Annotated in this window: 20 protein-coding genes and 1 pseudogene; 9 read left to right on the top strand and 12 right to left on the bottom strand. The window is 60.2% G+C overall.

The features are described from left to right. Window positions 1-17: 17 nt before the first annotated feature. A complete protein-coding gene (locus ABUK12_RS10260) occupies window positions 18-1205 on the bottom strand; it encodes an efflux RND transporter periplasmic adaptor subunit (protein WP_410016168.1) in 1188 nt (395 codons plus the stop codon). A gap of 144 nt (window positions 1206-1349) precedes the next feature. On the opposite strand from ABUK12_RS10260, the gene acrR reads away from it, so the two are divergent. Continuing rightward, on the top strand, window positions 1350-2003 hold the full coding sequence (gene acrR / locus ABUK12_RS10255; protein WP_410016167.1) for a multidrug efflux transporter transcriptional repressor AcrR: 654 nt from the start codon (window positions 1350-1352) through the stop codon (window positions 2001-2003). 19 nt (window positions 2004-2022) lie between these two features. On the opposite strand, the gene ABUK12_RS10250 is transcribed toward acrR, so the two are convergent. Together ABUK12_RS10250 and priC are read right to left on the bottom strand one after the other, a co-directional pair. Beyond that, on the bottom strand, window positions 2023-2175 hold the full coding sequence (locus ABUK12_RS10250; protein ID WP_410016166.1) for a DUF2496 domain-containing protein: 153 nt from the start codon (window positions 2173-2175) through the stop codon (window positions 2023-2025). A 106-nt stretch (window positions 2176-2281) separates the two neighbouring features. Next, complete coding sequence (priC, locus tag ABUK12_RS10245; protein ID WP_410016165.1) at window positions 2282-2824, bottom strand: primosomal replication protein PriC; 543 nt, start codon at window positions 2822-2824, stop codon at window positions 2282-2284. A gap of 380 nt (window positions 2825-3204) precedes the next feature. Here priC and apt point away from each other — a divergent pair, with 380 nt between their 5' ends. The 7 genes from apt (at window position 3205) to hemH (ending at window position 12097) form a co-directional block, all read left to right on the top strand. After that, complete coding sequence (gene apt / locus ABUK12_RS10240) at window positions 3205-3756, top strand: adenine phosphoribosyltransferase (protein ID WP_410016164.1); 552 nt, start codon at window positions 3205-3207, stop codon at window positions 3754-3756. A 74-nt stretch (window positions 3757-3830) separates the two neighbouring features. Beyond that, window positions 3831-6128, top strand: coding sequence for a DNA polymerase III subunit gamma/tau (dnaX, locus tag ABUK12_RS10235; protein ID WP_410016163.1), 2298 nt, complete (start codon window positions 3831-3833; stop codon window positions 6126-6128). Between the two features lie 61 nt (window positions 6129-6189). Further along, window positions 6190-6519, top strand: coding sequence for a YbaB/EbfC family nucleoid-associated protein (locus ABUK12_RS10230; protein ID WP_410016162.1), 330 nt, complete (start codon window positions 6190-6192; stop codon window positions 6517-6519). Continuing rightward, entirely contained in the window at window positions 6519-7124 is a 606-nt protein-coding gene (gene recR / locus ABUK12_RS10225) for a recombination mediator RecR (RefSeq protein WP_410016161.1), read from the top strand. Before ABUK12_RS10230 ends, recR begins: the two co-directional genes overlap by 1 nt. A gap of 144 nt (window positions 7125-7268) precedes the next feature. Further along, on the top strand, window positions 7269-9191 hold the full coding sequence (gene htpG, locus ABUK12_RS10220; protein WP_410016160.1) for a molecular chaperone HtpG: 1923 nt from the start codon (window positions 7269-7271) through the stop codon (window positions 9189-9191). A 1055-nt stretch (window positions 9192-10246) separates the two neighbouring features. Further along, entirely contained in the window at window positions 10247-10891 is a 645-nt protein-coding gene (gene adk / locus ABUK12_RS10215; RefSeq protein ID WP_410016159.1) for an adenylate kinase, read from the top strand. Between the two features lie 240 nt (window positions 10892-11131). Further along, window positions 11132-12097 (top strand): ferrochelatase, encoded by a 966-nt coding sequence (gene hemH / locus ABUK12_RS10210; protein WP_410016158.1) that lies wholly within the window; start codon window positions 11132-11134, stop codon window positions 12095-12097. A gap of 3 nt (window positions 12098-12100) precedes the next feature. Here the strand turns inward: hemH and ybaL are convergent, their stop codons facing one another. The 5 genes and pseudogenes from ybaL to copA form a co-directional block, all read right to left on the bottom strand. Next, a complete protein-coding gene (ybaL, locus tag ABUK12_RS10205) occupies window positions 12101-13771 on the bottom strand; it encodes a YbaL family putative K(+) efflux transporter (RefSeq protein ID WP_410016157.1) in 1671 nt (556 codons plus the stop codon). A 224-nt stretch (window positions 13772-13995) separates the two neighbouring features. Further along, a pseudogene (locus ABUK12_RS10200) lies at window positions 13996-15141 on the bottom strand (MFS transporter); the annotation flags it as partial. 53 nt (window positions 15142-15194) lie between these two features. Next, on the bottom strand, window positions 15195-15701 hold the full coding sequence (gene ybaK, locus ABUK12_RS10195; protein ID WP_410016156.1) for a Cys-tRNA(Pro)/Cys-tRNA(Cys) deacylase YbaK: 507 nt from the start codon (window positions 15699-15701) through the stop codon (window positions 15195-15197). A 97-nt stretch (window positions 15702-15798) separates the two neighbouring features. After that, window positions 15799-16599: a TraB/GumN family protein gene (locus ABUK12_RS10190; RefSeq protein ID WP_410016155.1), complete on the bottom strand. Its 801-nt coding sequence runs from the start codon at window positions 16597-16599 to the stop codon at window positions 15799-15801. A gap of 61 nt (window positions 16600-16660) precedes the next feature. Continuing rightward, a complete protein-coding gene (copA, locus tag ABUK12_RS10185; protein WP_410016154.1) occupies window positions 16661-19381 on the bottom strand; it encodes a copper-exporting P-type ATPase CopA in 2721 nt (906 codons plus the stop codon). Window positions 19382-19516: 135 nt separating this feature from the next. Here copA and cueR point away from each other — a divergent pair, with 135 nt between their 5' ends. Further along, window positions 19517-19930, top strand: a complete 414-nt coding sequence (gene cueR / locus ABUK12_RS10180; protein ID WP_410016153.1) for a Cu(I)-responsive transcriptional regulator — start codon at window positions 19517-19519, stop codon at window positions 19928-19930. 37 nt (window positions 19931-19967) lie between these two features. Here cueR and ABUK12_RS10175 read toward each other — a convergent pair whose 3' ends face one another. The 4 genes from ABUK12_RS10175 to ABUK12_RS10160 form a co-directional block, all read right to left on the bottom strand. Continuing rightward, window positions 19968-20426 (bottom strand): NfeD family protein, encoded by a 459-nt coding sequence (locus ABUK12_RS10175; RefSeq protein WP_410016152.1) that lies wholly within the window; start codon window positions 20424-20426, stop codon window positions 19968-19970. 2 nt (window positions 20427-20428) lie between these two features. Further along, the gene (locus ABUK12_RS10170) at window positions 20429-21343 is read right to left on the bottom strand and encodes an SPFH domain-containing protein (RefSeq protein WP_410016606.1); all 915 of its coding nucleotides are present in this window, start codon (window positions 21341-21343) and stop codon (window positions 20429-20431) included. 248 nt (window positions 21344-21591) lie between these two features. Beyond that, a complete protein-coding gene (locus tag ABUK12_RS10165; protein WP_410016151.1) occupies window positions 21592-22449 on the bottom strand; it encodes a tetratricopeptide repeat protein in 858 nt (285 codons plus the stop codon). 49 nt (window positions 22450-22498) lie between these two features. Next, complete coding sequence (locus ABUK12_RS10160) at window positions 22499-23275, bottom strand: SDR family oxidoreductase (RefSeq protein WP_410016605.1); 777 nt, start codon at window positions 23273-23275, stop codon at window positions 22499-22501.

Raw genomic sequence — 23275 nt, 5'->3', positions numbered from 1 at the left:
TCGTTTACCCGTTCCTATTAAGACTTTTTGGCGGCGTCAGGCTGCGGTTGTGCCGGTTCATCAGTCGCTTCCTTGGCCGTGACCTGCACACCCGGCTTGACTTTCTGCAGGCCGCTGACAATCACGCGGTCGCCTTCCTGTAAGCCGGCGGTGACCAGCCATTTATCGCCGATCGCCTGTTGGGCGGTGATTTGGCGTACGGCAACCTTATTGTCAGGACCCACCACCATTGCGGTCGCTTCGCCTCGGGGATTGCGGGTTATGCCCTGCTGCGGCACCAGTAACGCATTGTCGTTGGTCCCTTCTTCCAGACGGGCGCGGACAAACATACCGGGCAGCAGGCTATGCTGCGGGTTGGGGAAAATGGCGCGCAGGGTGATGGAGCCGGTGGTTTCATCCACGCTGACATCGGAGAATTCCAGGGTGCCGGGCTGCGGGTATTCGCTGCCGTCTTCCATCAGCAGCCGCACGGCCGCTTTTCCGTCCTTCTGTTTGAGGGCGCCGCTGTCGAGTTCCTGTTTTAAGCGCAGGAAATCGTTGCTGGACTGGGTTACGTCCACATAGAGCGGATCCAACTGCTGAACGGTGGCCATGGCGGTGGTCTGGCCATTGGTGACCAGGGCGCCTTCGGTATAGGCGGATTTACCGATGCGGCCGCTGATAGGCGAGGTGACCTTGGTGTAAGCCAGGTTGATGCGCGCGCTTTCCAGCGACGCTTTGGCGGCAAGCACCGCGGCGTCGTTCTGCTGCATGGTGGCGACCGCCGTATCGTAGTCCTGACGGCTGACAAAGTTGGTGGCGATCAGTTTTTTATAACGGTTGACGGTGACACGGGCGATATTGGCATTGGCCTGCGCCTGGGCTAAGTCGCCGTTGGCGCTGTCATACGCCGCTTTATAGGTTGCCGGATCAATTTGATAGAGGGAGACGCCGGCCTGCACGTCGCTGCCTTCGACAAAATTGCGTTTTAAGATAATGCCATTAACCTGGGGCCGGACTTCGGCAACACGGAAAGCGGCGGTACGACCAGGCAGATCAGTTGTGACATTCAATGATTGTTTTTTTACCGTCACCACACTAACTTCCGGGGCCTGTTGCTGATTTCCTGCCTGTTTAGCGTCTTTATTGTCACATCCAATGAGAATAAAGCTGCCTGAAAGCATCAGAACGGCTGCCAGAGGCAAAATCCCTCTGTTTTTGTTCATAGATAAACCTCAAGAGTCCGATTTGAAAAAATTGATCAATTGATCACAAGCCTACAAACCCATTGCTGCGTAACAATTAGCCTTATGCTATGGTACATACATTCGCGAATGTATGTAAATCTAAAGACAACCAAAAAAAGCGCTATGGCACGAAAAACCAAACAGCAGGCCCAGGAAACGCGCCAGCATATTCTGGATGCCGCGGTCCAGGAATTCTCAATGCGCGGGGTTTCCGCAACGTCGCTCACCGATATCGCAACGGTGGCAGGGGTAACCCGTGGTGCTATTTATTGGCATTTCAAGAATAAAGTCGAGTTATTTAATGAGATCTGGCATGCCGCTGAAGCTAGGATATTGGCATTAGAGCTAGAGTATCAGGCAAAATTTCCCGACGATCCACTACATGTCTTAACCGAGACATTGATTTACATTCTGCAGTCCACCGTATCCAATACCGAATGGCGCGCCTTAATGGAAATTGTTTTTCATAAATGTGAATTTGTCGGAGAAATGGAACTGTTCCAGGAAGTCCGCAAAGGATTATACGCCGAATGTTATGAACGCATTGAAGAGACGCTCAACCGGTGCATAGAATGCGGTCAACTGCCGGCCGGTCTGCACTGCCGCCGCGCCGCCATCCTGCTGCGCGCCTATATGACCGGGTTGATGGAAAACTGGCTGTTCGTGCCCGGCACCTTTGATCTGGCCGGCGGCTCCCGCATCCTGATCGCCGCCTTTATGGATATGCTGCGGCTAAGCCCTAACCTGCGTCACGACCCGGCGGCGCTGCCGCAGTAGCCGCCCGGCTGGGGCAGGGTTATTCTTCCCCGCGGCGCGCCTTGATGACATAATCGTTTTTCACAATTTCCAGGGCCGCCAACACCAGCTCCGGCTCCATATCGTTACTCTCCAGCAGCATAATCAAATCGACCGCCAGTTTAATCTCGGGGGATTCATCTTCCAGCGCCACAGGTCTCTCCTGAATGCGTTGTCGAGTAGACGAAAACTACCAGTATAGATGAAAACATGAAGCAATTTATAATGAGCGAATAAACAAAATGTGACAGCACGTGCTATCAACCCTTTTCCAGTCCATTCTCCCTGCGCTCGATCAGACGCTCAATGCGCGCCAACGCCTGCCGGCAGCGGGCCAGCCGGCCTTCAAGGGCGGCGATTTCCTGTTGCAACTGCTGGGTACGGGCATAATCGCCCGTGCTTTGCCGCAGGCTGTCCCGGTCGCGGATCATGGACAGCAGCCGGCGCTCATAGTCCTGATGTTCATTCAGCCGGGCGTAATAATCCACCGGCGCGGCCTTGGCAGGCTGGCCGCGCCGCAAGTCCTGTGTGGCCAGTTCCCGCGCCAGGGCGGTCATTTGATCGATAAGCCGCTGCGCCAGCCAGGCCACCCGCTCGGTGTAACCCTGCTCGACGGTCAGCGTCAGGCGCTGCAATGTCTGGCGGCTTTCGGCCAGATAGTCGTCAAGGCGGGTTCCCCGGCTCTGGAACAGCTGGTGGTCAAAGCGGGACTGGGACACCGTCTCCTGTCCGGCCGCCTCGATCCGCCCGGCCAGCGTGTTGAACTGGTCGCTTAACGTGACGAGGAGCTTGGATGAATGCACGCCCTTCTCCTGAGTAAAAACCGCGAAAAAAAAGATATTAACCTGTCGCCGCCATGATACCGCGTTCGCGCCTGTCCTGAACAGCGCGCCGGCGGGCAAAGAAAGATGAAAATATTCCGGGGCCGCGGTATGTTAACAGGGATGCAAAACCGGTACGGAATAGGCCGGAAATCACGCCGTGCGCCCACGGTTGACTTTACGCAACAAAAGGCTAAATGAGTCGCCCTCGGTGGTTGCATTTTTCCGCCAGTTTGCATAGATTTGAGCGCTTTCGTGCGCGGTCGGTCCTGTCAGTCCATGTTAAAACGCGATGTACCGTGGATGTTCAGGATAACGCGTCCGCGCGGATTATGATTTCTTTCGTTTCAGGCGCATACATTATGACCGCGATGGCCGAACAGCTAGCATTGATCAAAAACAGTATCAAAACGATTCCCGATTACCCCAAACCGGGTATTTTTTTCCGGGATATCACCAGCCTGCTGGAAAATCCCCAGGCCTATGCCGCCAGTATCGAACTGCTGGTGAATCACTATCGCGGCCACGGCTTGACCAAGGTGGTGGGCACCGAAGCGCGCGGTTTCCTGTTCGGCGCGCCGGTGGCGCTGGCGCTGGGGCTGGGATTCGTGCCGGTGCGCAAGCCTGGCAAGCTGCCGCGCGCGGTGCTGAGCGAAAGCTACGAGCTGGAATACGGCGTCGATAAGCTGGAAATCCATCAGGACGCCATCGCGCCAGGGGATCGGGTACTGGTGGTCGACGACCTGCTTGCCACCGGCGGTACTATCGAGGCTACGATAAAATTAATCCGCCGGCTGGGCGGCGAGGTCAAGGACGCGGCGTTTATTATCAACCTGGCCGATCTCGGCGGCGAAGCGCGCCTGCAGCGCCTGGCCGTCAATAGTTACAGCCTGGTGGGTTTCGCCGGGCACTGATCATATCAGCCTCGCGCTCCGGTGCGAGGCTGTGTTAGCATGACCTCCCTGTCCACCGACATATTTCGCGACCCATGAGCTATCAGGTTCTTGCCCGTAAATGGCGTCCGCAGACGTTTTCAGATGTAGTAGGTCAGGAACATGTTCTGACGGCGCTGACCAATGGCCTTTCACTGGGCAGGGTCCATCACGCCTACTTGTTTTCTGGTACCCGCGGCGTCGGCAAGACCACTATCGCCCGCCTGCTGGCCAAGGGGCTTAATTGCGAAACCGGCATCACCGCCAGCCCTTGCGGTCAATGCGCCAACTGTCGTGAAATCGAGCAGGGCAGGTTTGTCGATCTGATTGAAATCGACGCCGCCTCGCGCACCAAGGTGGAGGACACCCGGGATCTGCTGGACAATGTGCAATATGCGCCGGCGCGCGGCCGCTTCAAGGTCTATTTGATCGATGAAGTGCACATGCTCTCCCGGCATAGCTTCAACGCGTTGCTGAAAACGCTGGAAGAACCGCCGTCCCATGTGAAATTCCTGCTGGCGACCACCGACCCGCAAAAGCTGCCGGTAACCATCCTGTCCCGCTGCCTGCAGTTTCATCTCAAGGCGCTGGATATCGGCCAGATTCGCGCGCAGTTAGAGCATATCCTGCGTGAAGAGAATATCGACAGCGAGCCGCGCGCCCTCCAGCTACTGGCCCGCGCCGCCGACGGCAGCCTGCGCGACGCCCTGAGCCTGACCGATCAGGCAATCGCCATGGGTATGGGGCAGGTCACCACCCAGACCGTGGGCGACATGCTGGGTACCCTTAACACTGAACAACCCCTGGCGCTGATAGAGGCTCTGGCGGCGGCGGACGGCAACGCCATGATGGCGCAGCTGGCCCAGTGCGCCTCCCGCGGCGTGGACTGGGAAACCCTGCTGGTGGATATGCTCCAGCTGCTGCACCATATCGCCATGGGTCAACTGGTTGCGGATGCCCTGGATGACGAGGATGACGCCGCCATCGCGCCCCGGCTGCGTGAGCTGGCGCGGATCGTTCCCCCGGCGGATTTGCAGCTTTATTACCAAACGCTGCTGGTGGGACGCAAAGAGCTGCCGTTTGCCCCCGATCGCCGCATGGGGGTCGAAATGACCCTGCTGCGCGCGCTGGCGTTCCACCCGCGCATCATTGATCTCACCCCGCAGGCGGGGGAGAACACGGAAAAAAAAACGGCTGAATCCGTCGCTCTAGCTCCGGAACGTACAAATAACCGGCAGCCGGCGCCCGATAACGCGGTTCCCGCGCCTGGTCGTGGCCGGCAAATGACGCCGCATAACGACGCGCCGCCGTCGGATCAGGTCAGGCCGACCCCTGAGGTACACACCGCGCCGCCGCCGGATCACGCCAGGCCGACCCCTCAGGTCAACGCCGCGCCGCCGTCGGATCACGCCAGGCCGGCGGTTTCCATCCCCACGCCCCAAATGCGGGACGATGCCGGCGCCGATATGCCGGATGACTGGGCCAGCGCCGCCGAGCAGTACGCGAATATGGCCGGCGACCCGGCATCCGACGATGCCGGTGATGATAGGTACGCTTATCAGGCGGATGACGCGGCCGGGCATGTTCCCGCGCCGGCCTCAGCGGATCGGCCTGCGGCGCCGGCGTCGCTGCCGGACAGTACCGCGCAATTGCTATTGGCGCGCACCGCGTTATTACAACGCCACGGCAACCAAAACGTAAAAAAGAACGATACATCGCCGGCCAGGCCACGGCCCGCGAACAGCGCCCTGGAGCGCCTGGCCACGGTCAGCGAACAGGCCCAGCAGCGGCAGGCCGCCGGCGGCAAGGAGCCAGGGACCGCTAAAGCCGTCAAACCGGAGGCCTATCGCTGGAAGGCCAGTATTCAGACCACGCAGGACAGCGATCCGGTGGCGACGCCCAAGGCCCTGCGCACGGCGCTGGAGCATGAAAAAACGCCTGAGCTGGCGGCCCGCCTGGCCGAGGAATCCATCGTGCGCGATCCTTGGGCGGCGCTGGTGGACAGGCTAAAGATCCCCAAGCTGGTACAGCAACTGGCGTTAAACGCCTTCCGGGAAGATCTGGCGCCGGGCAAGGTCTGCCTGCACCTGCGTTCCGCGCAGCAGCACCTTAATTCCCCCATTTCCCGGGGAACGCTGGCCGAGGCCCTAAGCACAGAACTCGGCGCTCCGGTTGAATTAACCGTGGTGACAGATGATAATCCGGCGATACGTACCCCGCTGGAATGGCGACAGGCCATATATGAAGAAAAATTGATGCAGGCGCGCCAGGCGATTATCGCGGATAATAATATCCAGACGCTTCAGCGTTTTTTTGATGCCGAATTGGATGAAGATAGCATCCGTCCTGTTTAACTGCCGCACGGCGCGTAGAGAGATGCCGCCTGCGGTTCGACGCTACGAGAGAGGGAAATGTATGTTTGGTAAAGGCGGAATGGGCAATCTGATGAAGCAGGCCCAGCAGATGCAGGAAAAAATGCAGCAGATGCAGGAAGAGATCGCCCAACTGGAAGTTACCGGCGAATCTGGGGCAGGCCTGGTCAAGGTTACCATCAACGGCGCGCATAACTGCCGTCGTGTTGAAGTCGATCCCAGCCTGCTGGACGACGACAAGGATATGCTCGAGGATCTGATCGCGGCGGCTTTTAACGACGCGGCGCGCCGTATTGCCGAAACCCAGAAGGAAAAGATGGCTACCGTCTCCAGCGGCATGCAGCTTCCTCCTGGTTTTAAAATGCCGTTCTGATGCAAACCAGTCCATTGCTAGAGGCGTTAACCGAAGCCTTGCGCTGCTTGCCCGGCGTCGGGCCGAAATCGGCCCAGCGCATGGTCTTCCAGCTTCTGCAGCGGGATCGCAGCGGCGGTATGCGTCTGGCGCAGGCGCTCACCCGCGCCATGTCTGAGATCGGCCACTGCGCCGATTGCCGGACGTTTACCGAGCAGGACATCTGCACCATCTGCGCCAATCCCAGGCGCAGGCAAACCCGGCAGATCTGCGTAGTGGAAAGCCCGGCGGATATTCATGCCATCGAGCAGACCGGGCAATTCGCCGGCCGCTACTTTGTGCTGATGGGGCATCTGTCCCCGCTGGACGGCATCGGTCCGGACGATATCGGCCTGGATCGCCTGCAGGAGCGCCTGGAAAGCGAGGATATCGCCGAGGTGATCCTGGCCACTAATCCCACGGTGGAAGGCGACGCCACCGCCAATTACATTGCCGAGATGTGCGCCCATTTTGAGGTCCTGGCTACCCGTATCGCCCACGGCGTGCCGGTGGGCGGTGAGCTGGAAATGGTCGATGGTACCACGCTGTCCCATTCGCTGGCGGGACGCCACCCGATTAAATTTTAAATCGGCGGCGCGTCCGCGCCGTCTTTTCCGCCCCTTTTTTTACCTTTTGTGCTTGAATTCCTGCGCCGCAATCCCCATCTGTTCATCATTGCAGTATCTACACCCGCCTGATTGATAGCTATTTGGATTGAGGTAAGTATAAATATGAAAGGACAAGAAACCCGCGGATTCCAATCTGAAGTTAAACAATTGCTTCAGCTGATGATCCACTCACTTTATTCCAATAAAGAAATTTTTATACGCGAACTGATCTCCAACGCTTCGGATGCGGCGGATAAACTGCGTTTTCGCGCTTTATCCCAGCCGGAGCTCTATGAGGGGGACGGCGAGCTACGGGTACGCCTGTCAAGCAACAAAGAAGCACGCACCCTGACTCTGAGCGACAACGGCATCGGCATGACGCGCGAAGAGGTTATCGACAATCTGGGTACGATCGCCAAATCCGGCACCAAGGCTTTCCTTGAGTCCATGGGTTCGGATCAGGTCAAGGACAGCCAGCTGATCGGCCAGTTCGGCGTCGGGTTCTATTCCGCTTTTATCGTGGCCGATAAAGTCACGGTGCGCACCCGCGCCGCCGGCGCTTCCGCCGATGAAGGGGTTTTCTGGGAATCAGCCGGTGAAGGCGATTACACCATTGCCGATATCACCAAACCCGAACGCGGCACCGAAATCACCCTGCATCTGCGCGAAGGCGAAGACGAATTCCTCGATGACTGGCGTTTACGCAGCATCATCAGCAAATATTCGGATCATATCGCCCTGCCTGTCGAGATCGAAACCCGCGCCCAGGCGGAGGCCGTGGACGATGAAGCCGCCGATGCCGATGCCGCTAAAGAAGAAAAAGAAGCCACCGTCACCTGGGAAAAGATTAATAAAGCCCAGGCGCTGTGGACGCGCAGCAAGGGCGAAATCAGCGACGAGGAATACAAAGAATTCTACAAACACCTCTCCCACGACTTCAGCGATCCCCTGATCTGGAGCCATAATCGCGTCGAAGGCAAGCAGGAATATACCAGCCTGCTGTATATACCGGGCCAGGCGCCGTGGGATATGTGGAACCGCGATCATAAACATGGCCTGAAGCTCTATGTCCAGCGCGTCTTTATCATGGACGACGCCGAGCAGTTTATGCCTAACTACCTGCGCTTCGTCAAAGGCCTGATCGACTCCAACGATCTGCCGCTGAACGTCTCCCGTGAAATCCTTCAGGATAACCGCGTTACCCAGAACCTGAAAAGCGCGCTGACCAAGCGCGTGCTGCAGATGCTGGATAAGCTGTCCAAGGACGATGCCGAAAGCTACCAGAAATTCTGGCAGCAGTTCGGCCTGGTGCTGAAAGAAGGCCCGGGCGAGGATACCGCCAACGCCGAAAGTATCGCCAAGCTGCTGCGCTTTGCGTCCACCCATACCGACAGCTCGGCGCAAACCGTATCGCTGCAGGATTATCTGGGACGTATGGTGGAAGGCCAGGAAAAGATCTATTACATCACCGCCGACAGTTACGCGGCCGCCAAGAGCAGCCCGCATCTGGAACTGCTGCGCAAAAAGGGCATCGAAGTCCTGCTGCTTTCCGACCGCATTGACGAGTGGATGATGAGCTACCTGACCGAGTTTGAAGGTAAACCATTCCAGTCGGTAAGCAAAACCGACGCCACGCTCGACAAGCTGGCCGACGAAGAGACCGCCGAGGAACAAAAAGACGCGGAAAAAGCGCTTGAGCCGTTTGTCACGCGCGTCAAGACTTTCCTGGGCGATCGCGTCAAGGACGTGCGTCTCACGCACCGCCTGACCGATACCCCGGCCATCGTCACCACCGCGGCCGACGATATGACCACCCAAATGGCGAAGCTGTTTGCCGCCGCCGGCCAGGCCGCGCCCGAGATCAAATACATATTTGAACTCAATCCGGATCATGCGCTGGTCAAACGCGCCGCCGACATTAACGAAGAGAGCCACTTCAACGAATGGATTGAGCTGCTGTTCGATCAGGCGCTGCTGGCGGAACGCGGCACCCTGGACGATCCTAACCAGTTTATCCGCCGCATGAACCAACTGCTGAGCGCATAACGCCGCGCGGGTATATTTACCAGCACACTAAGGGCCAGGTTAACCTGGCCCTTATACTATGGAAAAACATGCGCCAAAACGAACTCAACGCAGATCTGTTCAAGGGAGTGCGTGCCGATGGTGTCGAATCGGGCGTGTGTTCCCGCCCGACTGAGTGCCCCATGGCGCGGTATGCCCGCCAACACCGGGCTTAAAGCAGACGTGTTTAAGGGAGAGCGTGCCGATGGGGTCGAATCGGGCGTGGTGTTCCCGCCCGACCGAGGCCCCATGGCGCGGTATGCCCGCCAACACCGGGCTCAAAGCAGACGTGTTCAAGGGAGAGCGCCCCATGGCGCGGTATGCCCGCCAACACCGGGCTTAAAGCAGACGTGTTTAAGGGAGACCGTGCCGATGGGGTCGAATCGGGCGTGGTGTTACCGCCCGACCGAGCGCCCCATGGCGCGGTATGCCCGCCAACACCGGGCTCAAAGCAGACGTGTTCAAGGGAGACCGTGCCAATGGGGTCGAATCGGGCGTGGTGTTACCGCCCGACCGAGCGCCCCATGGCGCGGTATGCCCGCCAACACCGGGCTCAAAGCAGACGTGTTCAAGGGAGACCGTGCCAATGGGGCCGAATCGGGCGTGGTGTTCCCGCCCGACCGAGCGCCCCATGGCATGGTAGGCCCGCCAACACCGGGCTCAAAGCAGACGTGTTCAAGGGAGACCGTACCAATGGGGTCGAATCGGGCGTGGTGTTCCCGCCCGACCGAGCGCCCCATGGCATGGTAGGCCCGCCAACACCGGGCTCAAAGCAGACGTGTTCAAGGGAGAGCGTGCCGATGGGGTCGAATCGGGCGTGGTGTTCCCGCCCGACCGAGCGCCCCATGGCGCGGTATGCCCGCCAACACCGGGCTTAAAGCAGACGGGTTCAAGGGAGAACGTGCCGATGGGGTGGATTCTGAAAGCGCCGTTAAACCGTCTCTCCCTGCGCCCTTTCCTTGAGGAAACATACCCAGTAGTGGTAAGGTTTAGCGTTTTCTTATTTTTTTACATTTGTTAGCAAGGGGATTTACGCAATGCGTATCATTCTGCTGGGCGCTCCGGGCGCTGGTAAGGGCACTCAAGCACAATTCATTATGGAAAAGTACGGCATACCGCAGATTTCCACCGGCGACATGCTGCGCGCCGCGGTAAAAGCGCAATCCGAACTGGGTAAAAAAGCCAAAGCTATCATGGACGCCGGCAAACTGGTCACCGACGAACTGGTGATTGCGCTGGTCAAAGAACGCATCAAGCAGGACGACTGTCGCAACGGCTTCCTGCTCGACGGTTTTCCGCGCACCATTCCGCAGGCGGACGCCATGAAGGACGCCGGCATCAACGTCGACTATGTCCTGGAATTCGCCGTGCCGGATGAACTGATTATCGATCGCATCGTCGGCCGCCGTGTCCATGCGCCGTCGGGGCGCGTCTATCACGTCAAATTCAATCCGCCAAAACACGAAGGCAAGGATGACGTCACCGGCGAGCCGCTCACCACCCGCAAAGACGATCAGGAAGAAACCGTGCGCAAACGCCTGGTGGAATACCATCAGCAAACCGCGCCGCTGATTGGCTATTACCAGAAAGAAGCTGAAGCCGGCCACACCCAGTACCGTAAAATCGACGGTACCCAACCGGTCGCCGCCGTCAGCAAAGAACTGGCCGCGATCCTGGGCTGATTACCGCGCATTATACGCCAGGCGGTATCTACGCCTGGCGCCTCTTGTCCGCCGCGCCTCCGCCAATGCCTCTCTCCCCACGATCATCGCCCTGCCGCCTATCGTAATGATTTGCATCCCCGGCGCCGATAACAATTTCTGGCCGCCACTTTTGCGCTACAATAACTTGGCGATAACCGCCGGTTAATCCCTTTTAAATACAGGGAATTGGCTTATTGACCATATAAGGAAGGGCAGGGAATGAAACAGGAAAAATATGGCGTGCTGATGGTAAACCTGGGCACGCCGGAGGCGCCGACACCCCAGGCCGTAAGGCGTTACCTGGCCGAATTTCTCAGCGACCGGCGCGTGGTGGATACCCCGCGTATCCTGTGGTGGCCGTTGCTGCGCGGCGTCATACTGCCGCTGCGCTCACCCCGGGTAGCCAAATTGTATAAAAGCATCTGGATGGAACAAGGATCGCCGCTGATGGTATTTTGCCGGCGCCAGCAGGCGGCACTGGCCGCCGTATTGCCGGACGCGCAGGTGGAGCTGGCGATGAGTTATGGCAGTCCGTCGCTGCCGGCGGCGCTCGAACGCCTGCTGGGGGCCGGTATCACCAAACTGGTGATCCTGCCGCTCTACCCGCAGTACTCCAGTTCCACCAGTGCGTCCATCTGGGATGCAGTGGCGCGCATCCTTGGCCGCTACCGGTCCCTGCCGTCCATCAGCTTTATCCGCGACTACGCCGAGCATCCGGCCTATATCGCCGCGCTGGCGCAAAGCGTCCGCCGGTCTTTCGCCGAACACGGCGAACCGGATCGCCTGGTGATCTCGTTTCACGGCATCCCGCAACGCTACGCCCGCGAAGGGGACGACTACCCGCTGCGCTGCGAGGACACCCGTCGCGCGCTGGTGGCCGCGCTCGATTTTCCGCCGGAAAAGGTGATGATGACCTTCCAATCGCGCTTTGGCCGCGATCCCTGGCTGACGCCGGCGACCGATTTGACACTCAAAGACCTGCCGGCGCAGGGCATCCGGCATATCCAGGTGATATGCCCGGGATTCTCCTCCGACTGCCTTGAGACGCTGGAAGAAATCAAGGAACAGAATCGTGAAATTTTCACCCACGCCGGCGGCGACGCCTTCCACTATATCCCGGCGCTGAATGACGACCCCGCCCACATCGACATGATGCGCCAACTGGTCAGCGAGCAGTTGCGCTAAGGATCAGTAGGGGATTTTGGCGGCGTCCAACTGGAGCAGGGCAATCATGCTGGATGCGATTTCCCGCTCGCCCATCACCACCCGGGTGGCGCCGCGTTCGGTAATATACGCCACCTCGTCGTCATAATGCGCACGCACGATAATGCGCAGATCAGGGCGTTTTTCCCGCGCCAGGGCGACGATTTCCCCGGCCTCGAACCCATTGGGTATTGTCAGCAACAGCCAGCTGGCGCAGTCCAGGCGCGCGAGGGACAGGATTTCCGGCTTGGCGGCATTGCCCAGCACGACATTGATTCCCTGGCCGCGCAGCGTATCCACACGCGCCCGGTTATGTTCAATCACCACCATCGGCATGCCCGCCTCGGCCAGTTTCGCCCCGATCAGGCTGCCGACCCGGCCGTAACCGACCAGCAGCGCGTGATGACACACTTCCATCGGCTGCTGGATCTCCTCCCCGGCCTGCCCTTCGGCGGTTTTTTCGTCCTCGCTATCATGCCGTGCCAGATAGCGCTCAAGCAGGGCAAACATCAGCGGGTTGATCATAATCGACAAAATCGCCCCGGCCAGCACCAGGTTCTGCCCCTGCGGCGATAACATGCCAAGTGAAATGCCGAGTCCCGCCAGAATAAAAGCGAACTCGCCTATTTGCGCCAGGCTGACTGAAATGGTCATGGCGGTACGACTGGAGTGACCAAAGATTTTTACCAGCGCAAACGCCGCCGCCGATTTCCCGACCAGGATAATGGCCAGGGTGGCCAGCACCGCCAGCGGCTCGTGGATAACGATCAGCGGGTCGAACAGCATACCCACCGAGACAAAAAACAACACGGCAAACGCGTCCCGCAGCGGCAATGTGTCATGGGCGGCGCGATGGCTTAGCTCCGATTCATTCAACACCACGCCGGCGAAAAACGCGCCCAGCGCAAACGAGACGCCAAACAATTCCACCGCGCCGAAGGCGATGCCCAGCGCCATGGCCAGCACCGACAGCGTGAACAGCTCACGGGAGCCGGTACTGGCGCTTTTCGCCAGTACCCACGGCACAATCCGCCGCCCCACCACGATCATCAAAGTAATAAAGGCCGCCACTTTGCCAAGCGTCAGCGCGAGATCCAGCCACACCTGCCGCATCGTTTCGCTTTCGCCGCCGAGCAGCTTGCCATAGGCCGGCAGCAAGACCAGCGTCAGCACCATGACCAGATCTTCGACAATCAGCCAGCCGATGGCGATTTGGCCACGCCGGCTATCGATAAGCTGCCGCTCCTCCAGCGCGCGCAGCAGCACCACGGTGCTGGCGGTGGACAGGCATAGCCCGAACACCAGCCCATTGGCCAGGGTCCAGTCCATGACCAGGGAAAAGGTCATGCCCAGGATCGTCGCCACCGCGATTTGGGCGATGGCGCCGGGAATGGCGATGGATTTCACCGCCATCAGGTCTTTCAGCGAAAAATGCAGCCCCACGCCGAACATCAGCAAAATCACGCCCAGCTCGGCCAGTTCGGGGGCCAGCGACGTATCGGCGACGAAACCGGGGGTATGCGGACCGACCAGCACGCCGGCCGCCAGGTAGCCTACCAGGGGTGAAATGCGAAAGCGGTTAGCCAGGATGCCCAGCAGGAAAGCCAGGACCAGTCCTCCCACGATGGTATTAATGAGCGGTGTGGCATGATGCATCCCAACTCCTTCATTAAGGGGGGTTAGAAACAAAGTTTTACATATTGAGTTTATGGTATTCGATGGGGCTTTGTGTAGGAATTTATAGCAAAGAGGCGAAAAAAAGCTTTTGCGACGAAAAAAGGGTCAAGACGAAAGTTTCATCACTTTTTTACGCTATTACCGTGCGGGGCAAGGCCTGTGGTTTCCCAGCGAAACAGTTTCGTGGGAAACAAAAAACACTTTTAGCTATTATCAGGCAGAAAAGCGGTCAGAATGCCTAATAAAGGCAAATACGAGCAGATTTGGTAGACATATTCAATGCTGGTGCTATCGGCGATATGGCCAAGCACCGCAGCGCCCAGCCCGCCCATGCCGAAGGCGAAGCCGAAAAACAGCCCCGATACCATGCCGATCCTTCCCGGCAGCAGTTCCTGGGCATACACCAGTATGGCGGAAAAGGCCGAGGCGATGATGACGCCGATAAACAGGGTCAGCACGCCGGTTACCGCCAGGGAGGCATAAGGCAGCATCAGGGTAAACGGCGTGACGCCGAGGATCGAACCCCAAATCACGTATTTCCGGCCGATGCGATCGCCCACCGGCCCGCCGATAACGGTGCCGACCGCCACCGCAAACAGAAACGCGAACAGATGCATCTGCGCCGCCTGTACCGACAGGCCGAACTTATGGATCAGGTAGAAAGTGTAATAACTGCTGATGCTGGTGAGATAAAAATATTTGGAGAAGATCAGCACCAGCAGCACGGCAATGGCGCAGGCTATCCGCCGGGACGGCAGCGGCGATGCGCTGGCCGCCTGGGCGCGTTGCGGCGCGGGCGTCCGGATGGCGCCGCGGTACCATTTGCCCACCTGCAGCAAGATGATGGTGCCCAACAGCGACGCCAGCGCAAACCAGGCCAGATGCCCCTTGCCATAAGGCGCTATAAATACCGCCGCCAGCAGCGGACCGAGCGAGGCGCCGAAATTGCCGCCGACCTGGAACAGCGACTGGGCCAGGCCATGGCGCCCACCGGACGCCATGCGCGCCACCCGGGACGATTCCGGATGAAAAACCGACGAGCCGGTGCCGACCAGGGCCGAGGCGACCAGCACCATTGGAAAGCTGGTCGCCGCCGCCATCATCAGGATGCCGCATAAGCTAAAACCCATGCCGATGGGCAGCGAGTAGGGCTGCGGATATTTATCGGTAAAGCCGCCGATAAGCGGCTGCAGCAGCGAGGCGGTAATCTGGTAGGTGAGGGTAATCATACCGACCTGGGTAAAACTGAGCGCAAACGACGCCTGCAGCAGCGGGTAAATCGCCAGGATCAGCGATTGCACCATATCGTTGAGCAGATGGGCGACGCTGATGGCAGCCAGGACCGGGAACAGCGTGCGCCGTCCCCCCGTATGCGCAGACAGCGAATCGGTGGCGCGTAACGTCATGCGAGTGGCGCACCCTTATCCTGGCCGTCGCGTTTAGCGATATCGGCAAATGTCGCCGACAGCAGCTGGCGCAAATCAGCCGGGCTGAGTTCAATATCCAGGCCGCGTTTGCCGCCTGAAACGAATATCGTGGCAAATGCCTGCGCCGGCGCGTCAATGACCGTCGGCAGGCGTTTCTTCTGTCCCAGCGGGCTGATGCCGCCGACCAGATAGCCGGTGGTCTTTTGCGCCAGCAGGGGGTCGGCCATTTCGGCTTTTTTCGCGCCCAGCGCTTTGGCGACTTTTTTCAAATCCAGCTGCAGCGCCACCGGCGTCACCGCCACCGCCAACTGCCTGGCCTCGCCGTTCAGGGCCACCAACAGGGTTTTATAAACCTGGGCCGCGTCAAGTCCCAGCTTGCTGACCGCTTCCGCGCCAAAATGGGTTTCATCGCTATCATGCTGGTAAGGATGGAGCGTGAAAGCAATATGGTTTTTTTCCAGTATATTAACCGCAGGCGTCATAACATCGTCCCGAATACCAATAAGATACTTAATGAATAAATAATAATTCAGGTTAACGTAGTCGCGGCAAGGGGTAAATGCCCCGCCGGACAAAAACTCAACGCCGCAGCAGCGAGGGCAGGCTTTGGGCGCCGTACAAATGCAGGGCGCCCACCGCCACCACATAGCCGCCGGGGGGAAGGTCCTGCAACTGCTGTTTCCAGCGCAGGTTGCGTTCGGTCATCAGATAATGATACAGATCCGCGCTGAAGGTGGCGGGAAAGGCTTTATCCAGGTTGACCGGCCTGCTGTCGAGCCACCAGCCGATCATGGTCTGCAGCAGGCGCGCATTGGTATGCCAATGGCGCAGGGTATCCTCCAGCAGGGCATTCCCCTGATCCGGAAGCTGCAGCAGCAGGTCCAGCTGTTCCTGCGGCCCTTCCAGTTCAATGACCGGCTTGCCCATGTCCCTGGCCGCCTGGATCAGCTGATAATCGATGCCGTAGTCCGCGCGCAGCCCCAGCCGCTCGGCCTGGCGCGCCTGCAGCATCAGGGCGATCTGCCAGGCGGGCAACGCCGACAGCGCCTCCCCGTCCAGCTGATATTCGGCGCACAGGTCGCTGAAAATGCGATAGTGGTCTGCGGACAGACGATCCCTGAGCGGGGTAGCCACCGGCGGCACCGACGTCAACGGCGAGCCGGCGGTGATATCCGCTTCCACCACCAGCGCCGTGGCCTGGCGCAGTAGGGATAGCAGGCGCGCGGGCAGCGGCGCCATATCACGGGTGCCCATATGGATGCTGCCCACCATATGCAGCCGGCGGTGATCGGACAGGCTGACGTCCATGCCGGGCCAGGCGTACTGCTCCGCGGGCAAAAAACCCAGCAGGGTCGCCATGCGCCGTAATAAGCTCCTCATTGCATACCACTCCCGTTGCGTGACAAGTCCTTAACGTTAACATCATCGCCCGTGTAAGGCGTTACGCTTTGGGCTTAAAGCGTATCAAGCGGTTGGCGTTGCTGACCACGGTAATGGACGATAAGGCCATGGCCGCGCCGGCCACCACCGGGCTGAGCAACGTGCCGGTAAAGGGATAGAGGACGCCGGCGGCGATGGGAATACCCAGGGCATTATAGATAAATGCGCCAAGCAGGTTTTGCTTCATATTGCGCAGCGTGGCGTTGGCTATCGCCAGCGCATCGGCTACCCCGTGCAGGCTATGGCGCATCAGGGTAATGGCAGCGGTTTCAATCGCCACGTCGCTGCCGCCGCCCATGGCGATGCCGACTTCCGCCTGAGCCAGCGCCGGGGCGTCATTGATGCCGTCGCCAATCATGGCCACCCGGTGTCCGTGGCGTTGCAGCGTTTTAATCGCCTCCGCCTTGCCGTCCGGCAGGACGCCGGCGATCACCCGGTCGATGCCGGCTTCCCTGGCCACCGCGCCGGCGGTAGCCGGGTTATCGCCGGTCAGCATCACCAGGGAATAACCCAGGCCATGCAGCCGGCGCAGCGCGGCCACGCTGTCGTCGCGCAGCGGATCGCGGATGGCGAACAGCGCCGCCGCCTTGCCGTCCAGCGCCAGCAATACCGGCGTGGCGCCCTGCTCAGACCAAAAGGCGACCCGCGCGGCAAGGCCGGCGATATCGACCTGCTGTTGTTGCAGCAGCGCGCTGTTGCCAAGCAACGCCCGCTTCCCCGCGACGTCGCCGCTGACGCCCAGGCCGCGCAGGGTGCGGAAATCACCAACCCCGGCCAGCGCCCGCGCGCCGGCATAGGCCACCAGGGCGTGCGCCAGGGGATGGCTGGAGCCTTGCTCCAGCGCGGCGGCGATCGCCACAACATCCTCCAGGACAAAACCGGCCGCCGGTTCGGCCGCCACCACCCGCGGCCGCCCCTCCGTCAGCGTGCCGGTTTTATCGAATACCAGGGTATCAAGGGTGGTGGCATGCTGCAGCGCGTCGGCGTCGCGCACCAGCACGCCGAACTCCGCCGCGCGACCGATCCCCGCGATAATAGACATGGGCGTGGCCAGCCCCAGGGCGCAGGGACAGGCGATAATCAGCACCGTGGTGGCGATCACCAGGGTGTAGACCATCTGCGGCTGCGGGCCCACCAGATACCAAATGGCCGCGCTGATCACGGCTATCGCCACCACGGCGGGAACAAAGATGGCCGAAATGCGATCCGCCAATTGGCCGATGGCCGGTTTGCTGCTCTGCGCCTGGCGTACTAAACGGATAATCCGCGCCAGCGTCGTCTGGCTGCCGATGGCGTCGGCCCGGAACAGCACGCTGCCGTCCTGCGCCACGGTACCGGCATGGATCTTTTCGCCGGCGGATTTATGCCGTGCCGCCGGTTCTCCGGTCAGCATGGACTCATCCAGCCAGATCTCGCCCTGGGTAATCTCGCCGTCCACCGGCACCCGGTCGCCGGTGGTCAGGCGCAGGATCATGCCAAGGCGCACCTCGGCCAGCGGCAGGGCGCGTTCGCCGTCGGCCTCGACCACCCGGGCCATGGGCGGCGTCAGATCCAGCAGGCGTTCCAGCGCCTGGGACGAGCGCTGGCGCGCGCGCTGCTCCAGGGCGTGGCCCAGGTTAATCAGCCCGATGATCATCGCGCTGGCCTCGAAATAGAGGTGCCGCGCCATCATCGGAAACACGTCCGGCCACAGCGCGACGCTGATGGAATAAAGCCAGGCGGCGCCGGTGCCCAACGCCACCAGGGTATCCATGGTGGCGCTGCCGGTTCGCAGGCTCTTCCAGGCGCTGCGGTAAAAATGGCCGCCGGCGATCGCCATCACCACAAGCGTAGCAACGCCGATGACCAGCCACAGCGGACGGCTTTCCGGCGTCAGCGTCATACTGCCGCCGAACAGTCCCCACGCCATCAGCGGCACGCCCAGCGCCAGGGCCAGCGCCGATTGCCAGCGGAAACGACGCGTCGCCTGGAGCGCCGTCTGCTGCTGGCGCTCCCGCCGCAGGGCGTCATCCTGGATAATTTCCGCGCCGTAGCCGGCGCGCGCCACGGCGGCAATCAACGCGTCGCCGTCGGGCGCTCCCAGCACCAGGGCGCTACGCTCCGCCAGGTTGACCCGCGCCTGCCCAACGCCAGGCACCTGCTGTAAGGCCCGTTCAACGCGCAGGACGCAGCTGGCGCAGCTCATGCCGCTGATAAGCAGATGCAGGCTGTCATCGGTATCGGTACTTGCCGGAGCCGTTGCCGGAGGTAATGTCGCCGCTGCCAGAATATCCGGCGCTGAAGTGTTGCCTGTCAGCGGCTCAGTTTTTGGGTGGGCGATATTCCCCGCAAGGATAGCCTGATAGCCAGCCTGCTCCACCGCCCGGATAAGCGCCGCCGGATCGGCCGCGCCATAAACGCCGGCGTGATCCAACGTGACCTCGGCGGCGTTGACGCCCGGCACGGCGGCCAGCGCTTTACGGGTAGTAGCTACACAATGGCCGCAGCTCAGGCCGGAAAGCTGGAGTTCGGTATCGGGCCGGCCCGCGGGCGCGGCCTCGTAGCCGGCTTGTTTGACGCTGGCGATAAGCTCCGCCGCCGTCGCGGCGCCGGTGACCGTGGCATAATCCAGCGCCACCTGGGCGCTTTCCACGTCATCGCGTGATTCCAGGGCTTCCCGGACCCGTTTGATACAATGTTCGCAGGAGAGTCCCTGCAGGGCGAGCACAATGGTCTGTGACATTGAAAACTCCTTGGTGGAAAAGGCGGCGGGTCGTTACCGGCGGTAATAAGGGTGCCGAACTGATTGACTGCGCCGTGGAAAAGTCGTTGTAATAGAGCTTAAACCTTGCCGCAAGGGGAAGGTCAAGGGGGAACCATGAATATCAGCGATGTGGCGAAAAAAACCGGTTTAACCCGTAAAGCGATCCGTTTTTATGAGGATAAGGCGCTGGTAACGCCGCCGGTGCGCCGGGATAACGGTTATCGCAGCTATAACGCGCGCCATGTGGAGGAGCTAACGCTGCTGCGCCAGGCGCGGCTGGTGGGATTTAACCTGGATGAGTGCCGCGAGCTGGTGGCGTTGTTTAACGACCCGCTGCGCCACAGCGCCGATGTCAAGGAACGCACCCTGCGTAAGGTCAAAGACATCGAGCACCACATTGAGGAACTGGAGGCCATGCGCCGTCATTTATTGATCCTGGCGGAAAGTTGTCCCGGCGACGATAGCGCCGAATGCCCGATTATCAATAACCTGTCGGGTTGCTGCGCCGCCGGCGCCCGCCGGGAATAACGACCCTGCTACCTGCCGCGGGCCACGGCGGGCGGCCTCATGCGTGTTCATGATAAGGACGCACCCGCAGGGTAATGCCTTCCACCGCGATCACCTCGACCGTGGCGCCCATGGCCAGATCCGTATCGCAGCGCGCGCGCCAGGTGCTGTCGCCAATGCGTACCCGGCCCACCCCGTTCACCAGGGGTTCCGCAAGGGTGGTCTTGACGCCGACCAGCTGTTCTCCGCGCCGGTTCAGCAGCGATGCCGGATACGCTTTGGTGCGCGAGCGCAGCCAGTACCACCATCCCAGCGCCGCGCAGATAGTCAGCAATGCGAAGGCCACGCCCTGCCACTCCCAGCCTAGCGGCACGGCCCATACCACCAGCCCCACCAGTACGGCGGCGACGCCGCTCCACAATAAATATCCGCTGGCGCCCAACATTTCCGCGGCCAGCAGCAGACCGCCGAGCGAAATCCAAAACCAGTGCGGATGGACGACCAGCGCGGCAAGCATGGTTATTTACCCCGGCCGGTTTTGCTCTCGCCAAGCAGTTCGGCGATGCCGCCGATGGCGCCCATCAGATTGCTGGCCTCAAGCGGCATCATGATAACCTTGCTGTTGTTGGCGGAGCCGATATGCTTTAGGGCATCGGTGTATTTCTGCGCCACAAAGTAGTTAATGGCCTGGATATTGCCCGCGGCGATGGCCTCGGACACCATTTTAGTGGCCCTGGCTTCCGCCTCGGCGGCGCGTTCGCGGGCTTCCGCCTGCAAAAATGCCGCCTGCCGTTCGCCTTCGGCGTTGAGGATCTGGGACTGTTTTTCACCCTCGGCGCGTAAAATGGCCGCCTGGCGCACGCCTTCCGCTTCCAGGATATTGGCGCGTTTGGTTCGCTCGGCCCTCATCTGGGCGTTCATCGCGGCGATCATCTCGACGGGCGGGCGCACATCGCGGATTTCGATACGGGTGACCTTAATCCCCCAGGGACTGGTGGCTTCATCGACAATATGCAGCAGACGGGTATTGATGCCGTCGCGCTGCGACAGCATTTCGTCCAGCTCCATGGAACCGAGCACCGTACGGATGTTGGTCATGGTCAGGTTAAGGATGGCCTGCTCGAGGTTGCTGACTTCATAGGCCGCGCGCGCCGGATCGACCACCTGGATAAAACACACGGCGTCGATGGTCACGTTGGCGTTATCCTTGGAGATGATTTCCTGCGAGGGGATATCCAGCACCTGTTCCATCATATTAATCTTGCGGCCCACCCGGTCCATAAACGGCACCACCAGGTTCAGCCCGGGTTTTAAGGTAAGGGTATAGCGGCCGAAACGCTCAACCGTCCATTGGTATCCCTGAGGGACAATTTTTATCCCCGCCCAGACGATGATCAGGGCCAGGACAATAATAATTGGGATTACCGTCAGCATGGGTGAAATCTCCATGGTGAAATCTCCATTTCATGAGAGAAAATAATAACGCCATCTAGCGCGGCCGGTGCGACATCTTCTTCACACGTATTTAGCATGACACACTCTTTTCAACACTAATGTAATAGTACGCTTTTGCCGGGGCAAAGACGCGCCAAGCGGGGGGAATCAGTGACACAGGCACGCATTTAATGCGCGCCCGGCGGCATAAGCAGAGTGTAGCCGGGCGCCATTGGCCCGGGGAACCCTTAGTAGAGCAGGGAATAAAGCTGGCGGCGGTATTTGGCGGCTAAGGCATCGCCGGTGCCGAGCGCGGCCAGGATATCCATCAGGGTCTTGCGCGCATCGCCGTTGGCGGCGGCAAGATCTTTACGCAAATGGCCGATGAGCAGTTCCAGCGCTTCTTCATTGCGGCCGACCTGGTGTAATTGCAGCGCCAGTTGCACCGCCAGCCCCGCGTCCGCCGGGGCGTTTTGCACCTGCTGTTGCAGCAACTGTATTTCCGGCGTATCCGCCGCCTGCTTCATCAGTTCGATTTGCGCCATCAGGCCCTGGTAGCGCGTGTCCTTATCCTGCAGCGGAAAAACCGCCAACACGGCTTCGGCATCCTCGGTGCGCTTGAGCTGAATATAGGTTTCCGCCAACAGCAGGCCCGCCTCGCTGGATTTGTCACTCAGCTGCCAGGCTTCCTTGAGCAGGGGCAGCGCTTCGGCATACTGTCCTTGCTGCATCAGGTCGCTGGCCTCGGTCATTTTCAGCTGCGCCGGATCGGGCAGGGCGCGCAGCAGCAGTTCGCGAATCGCCTCTTCGGGCTGCGGTCCCTGAAAACCATCCAGCGGCTGCCCGTCTTTGAACAGATAGAGCGTCGGGATGGCGCGCAAGCCGAACTGGGCGGCGAGCGCCTGCTGGGCGTCGCAATCCACTTTGGCCAGGACGAACTGCCCGGCGAATTCCTGCGCCAGTTTATCGATAACCGGGGTCATCTGCTGGCAATGCGGGCTGCGTTCCGACCAGAAATAGAACAGCACCGGCTGCGACATGGACAGTTCGAGCGTCTGCTGTAGGTTTGCTTCGTTAATATCAATAATGGTGGCTTGAGCTAACATGAAATTCTCTCTCCCGTTTTAGCACTATATTGGGGCATCTTTCCCCGCCTCAATGGCTGGCGCGTAAAATCATATCCAGGCAACGGCCCGGCAGCCAACGGCGCAGCAGGGACAAACCGCTGGCGACCAGGGTCACCGGATAACGCAATCGGGGGCGTGGATGCTCCAAAGCATGACGTAGTTTGGGCAGTATAGCCTCTGGCGGCAATGTAAATCGTGAGGCGATGCCGGGATTGGTCACCGGTTTATCCGCCTGCGACTGGTTTACATTGCGGGTAAAGGCGGTGCTGAGCGGCCCCGGCTCAATCAGGCTCACGCACAGACCGGTGCCGTGCAGTTCCATGCGCAGCGTATCCGACCAGGCTTCCAGGGCAAATTTACTGGCGGCGTAGGCGCCCCGTCCCGGGGTGCTTACCAGCCCCATTACCGAACTGGTCTGGATGATGCGCCCCTCGCCGTGGGGCAGCATGGCCGGCAATAGCCGCTGCGTCAACTGATGGGTGCCGAAAAGATTGCTGGCGAACTGCTGTTCCAACTGGCGGCGGGAAAGGCTTGCCAGCGGTCCGTATACCCCGCATCCGGCATTGTTGAATAAACCGTACAGCCGCTTGCCGCAGAGGTCCAGGATGCGCGCCGACGCGTCGTCGACGCTGCGCTCGTCGTCAAGATCAAGCGCCAGCGTTTCAAACCCGGCGGCGGCCAGGCGGGCGACATCCGCCGGTTTACGGCAGGTCGCCAGCACCCGATAGCCGCGCCGGCGCAGGTCCTGCGCCGCCACCCAGCCGATGCCGCTGGAACAGCCGGTGATAACGACGGTTTTTTGCAT

This window comes from Sodalis sp. C49, assembly GCF_046352915.1.
Classification (GTDB): Bacteria; Pseudomonadota; Gammaproteobacteria; order Enterobacterales; family Enterobacteriaceae; genus Acerihabitans.
Note: the sequence above shows the minus strand (reverse complement) of the source record. Positions and strands in the feature narration are given on the sequence as shown.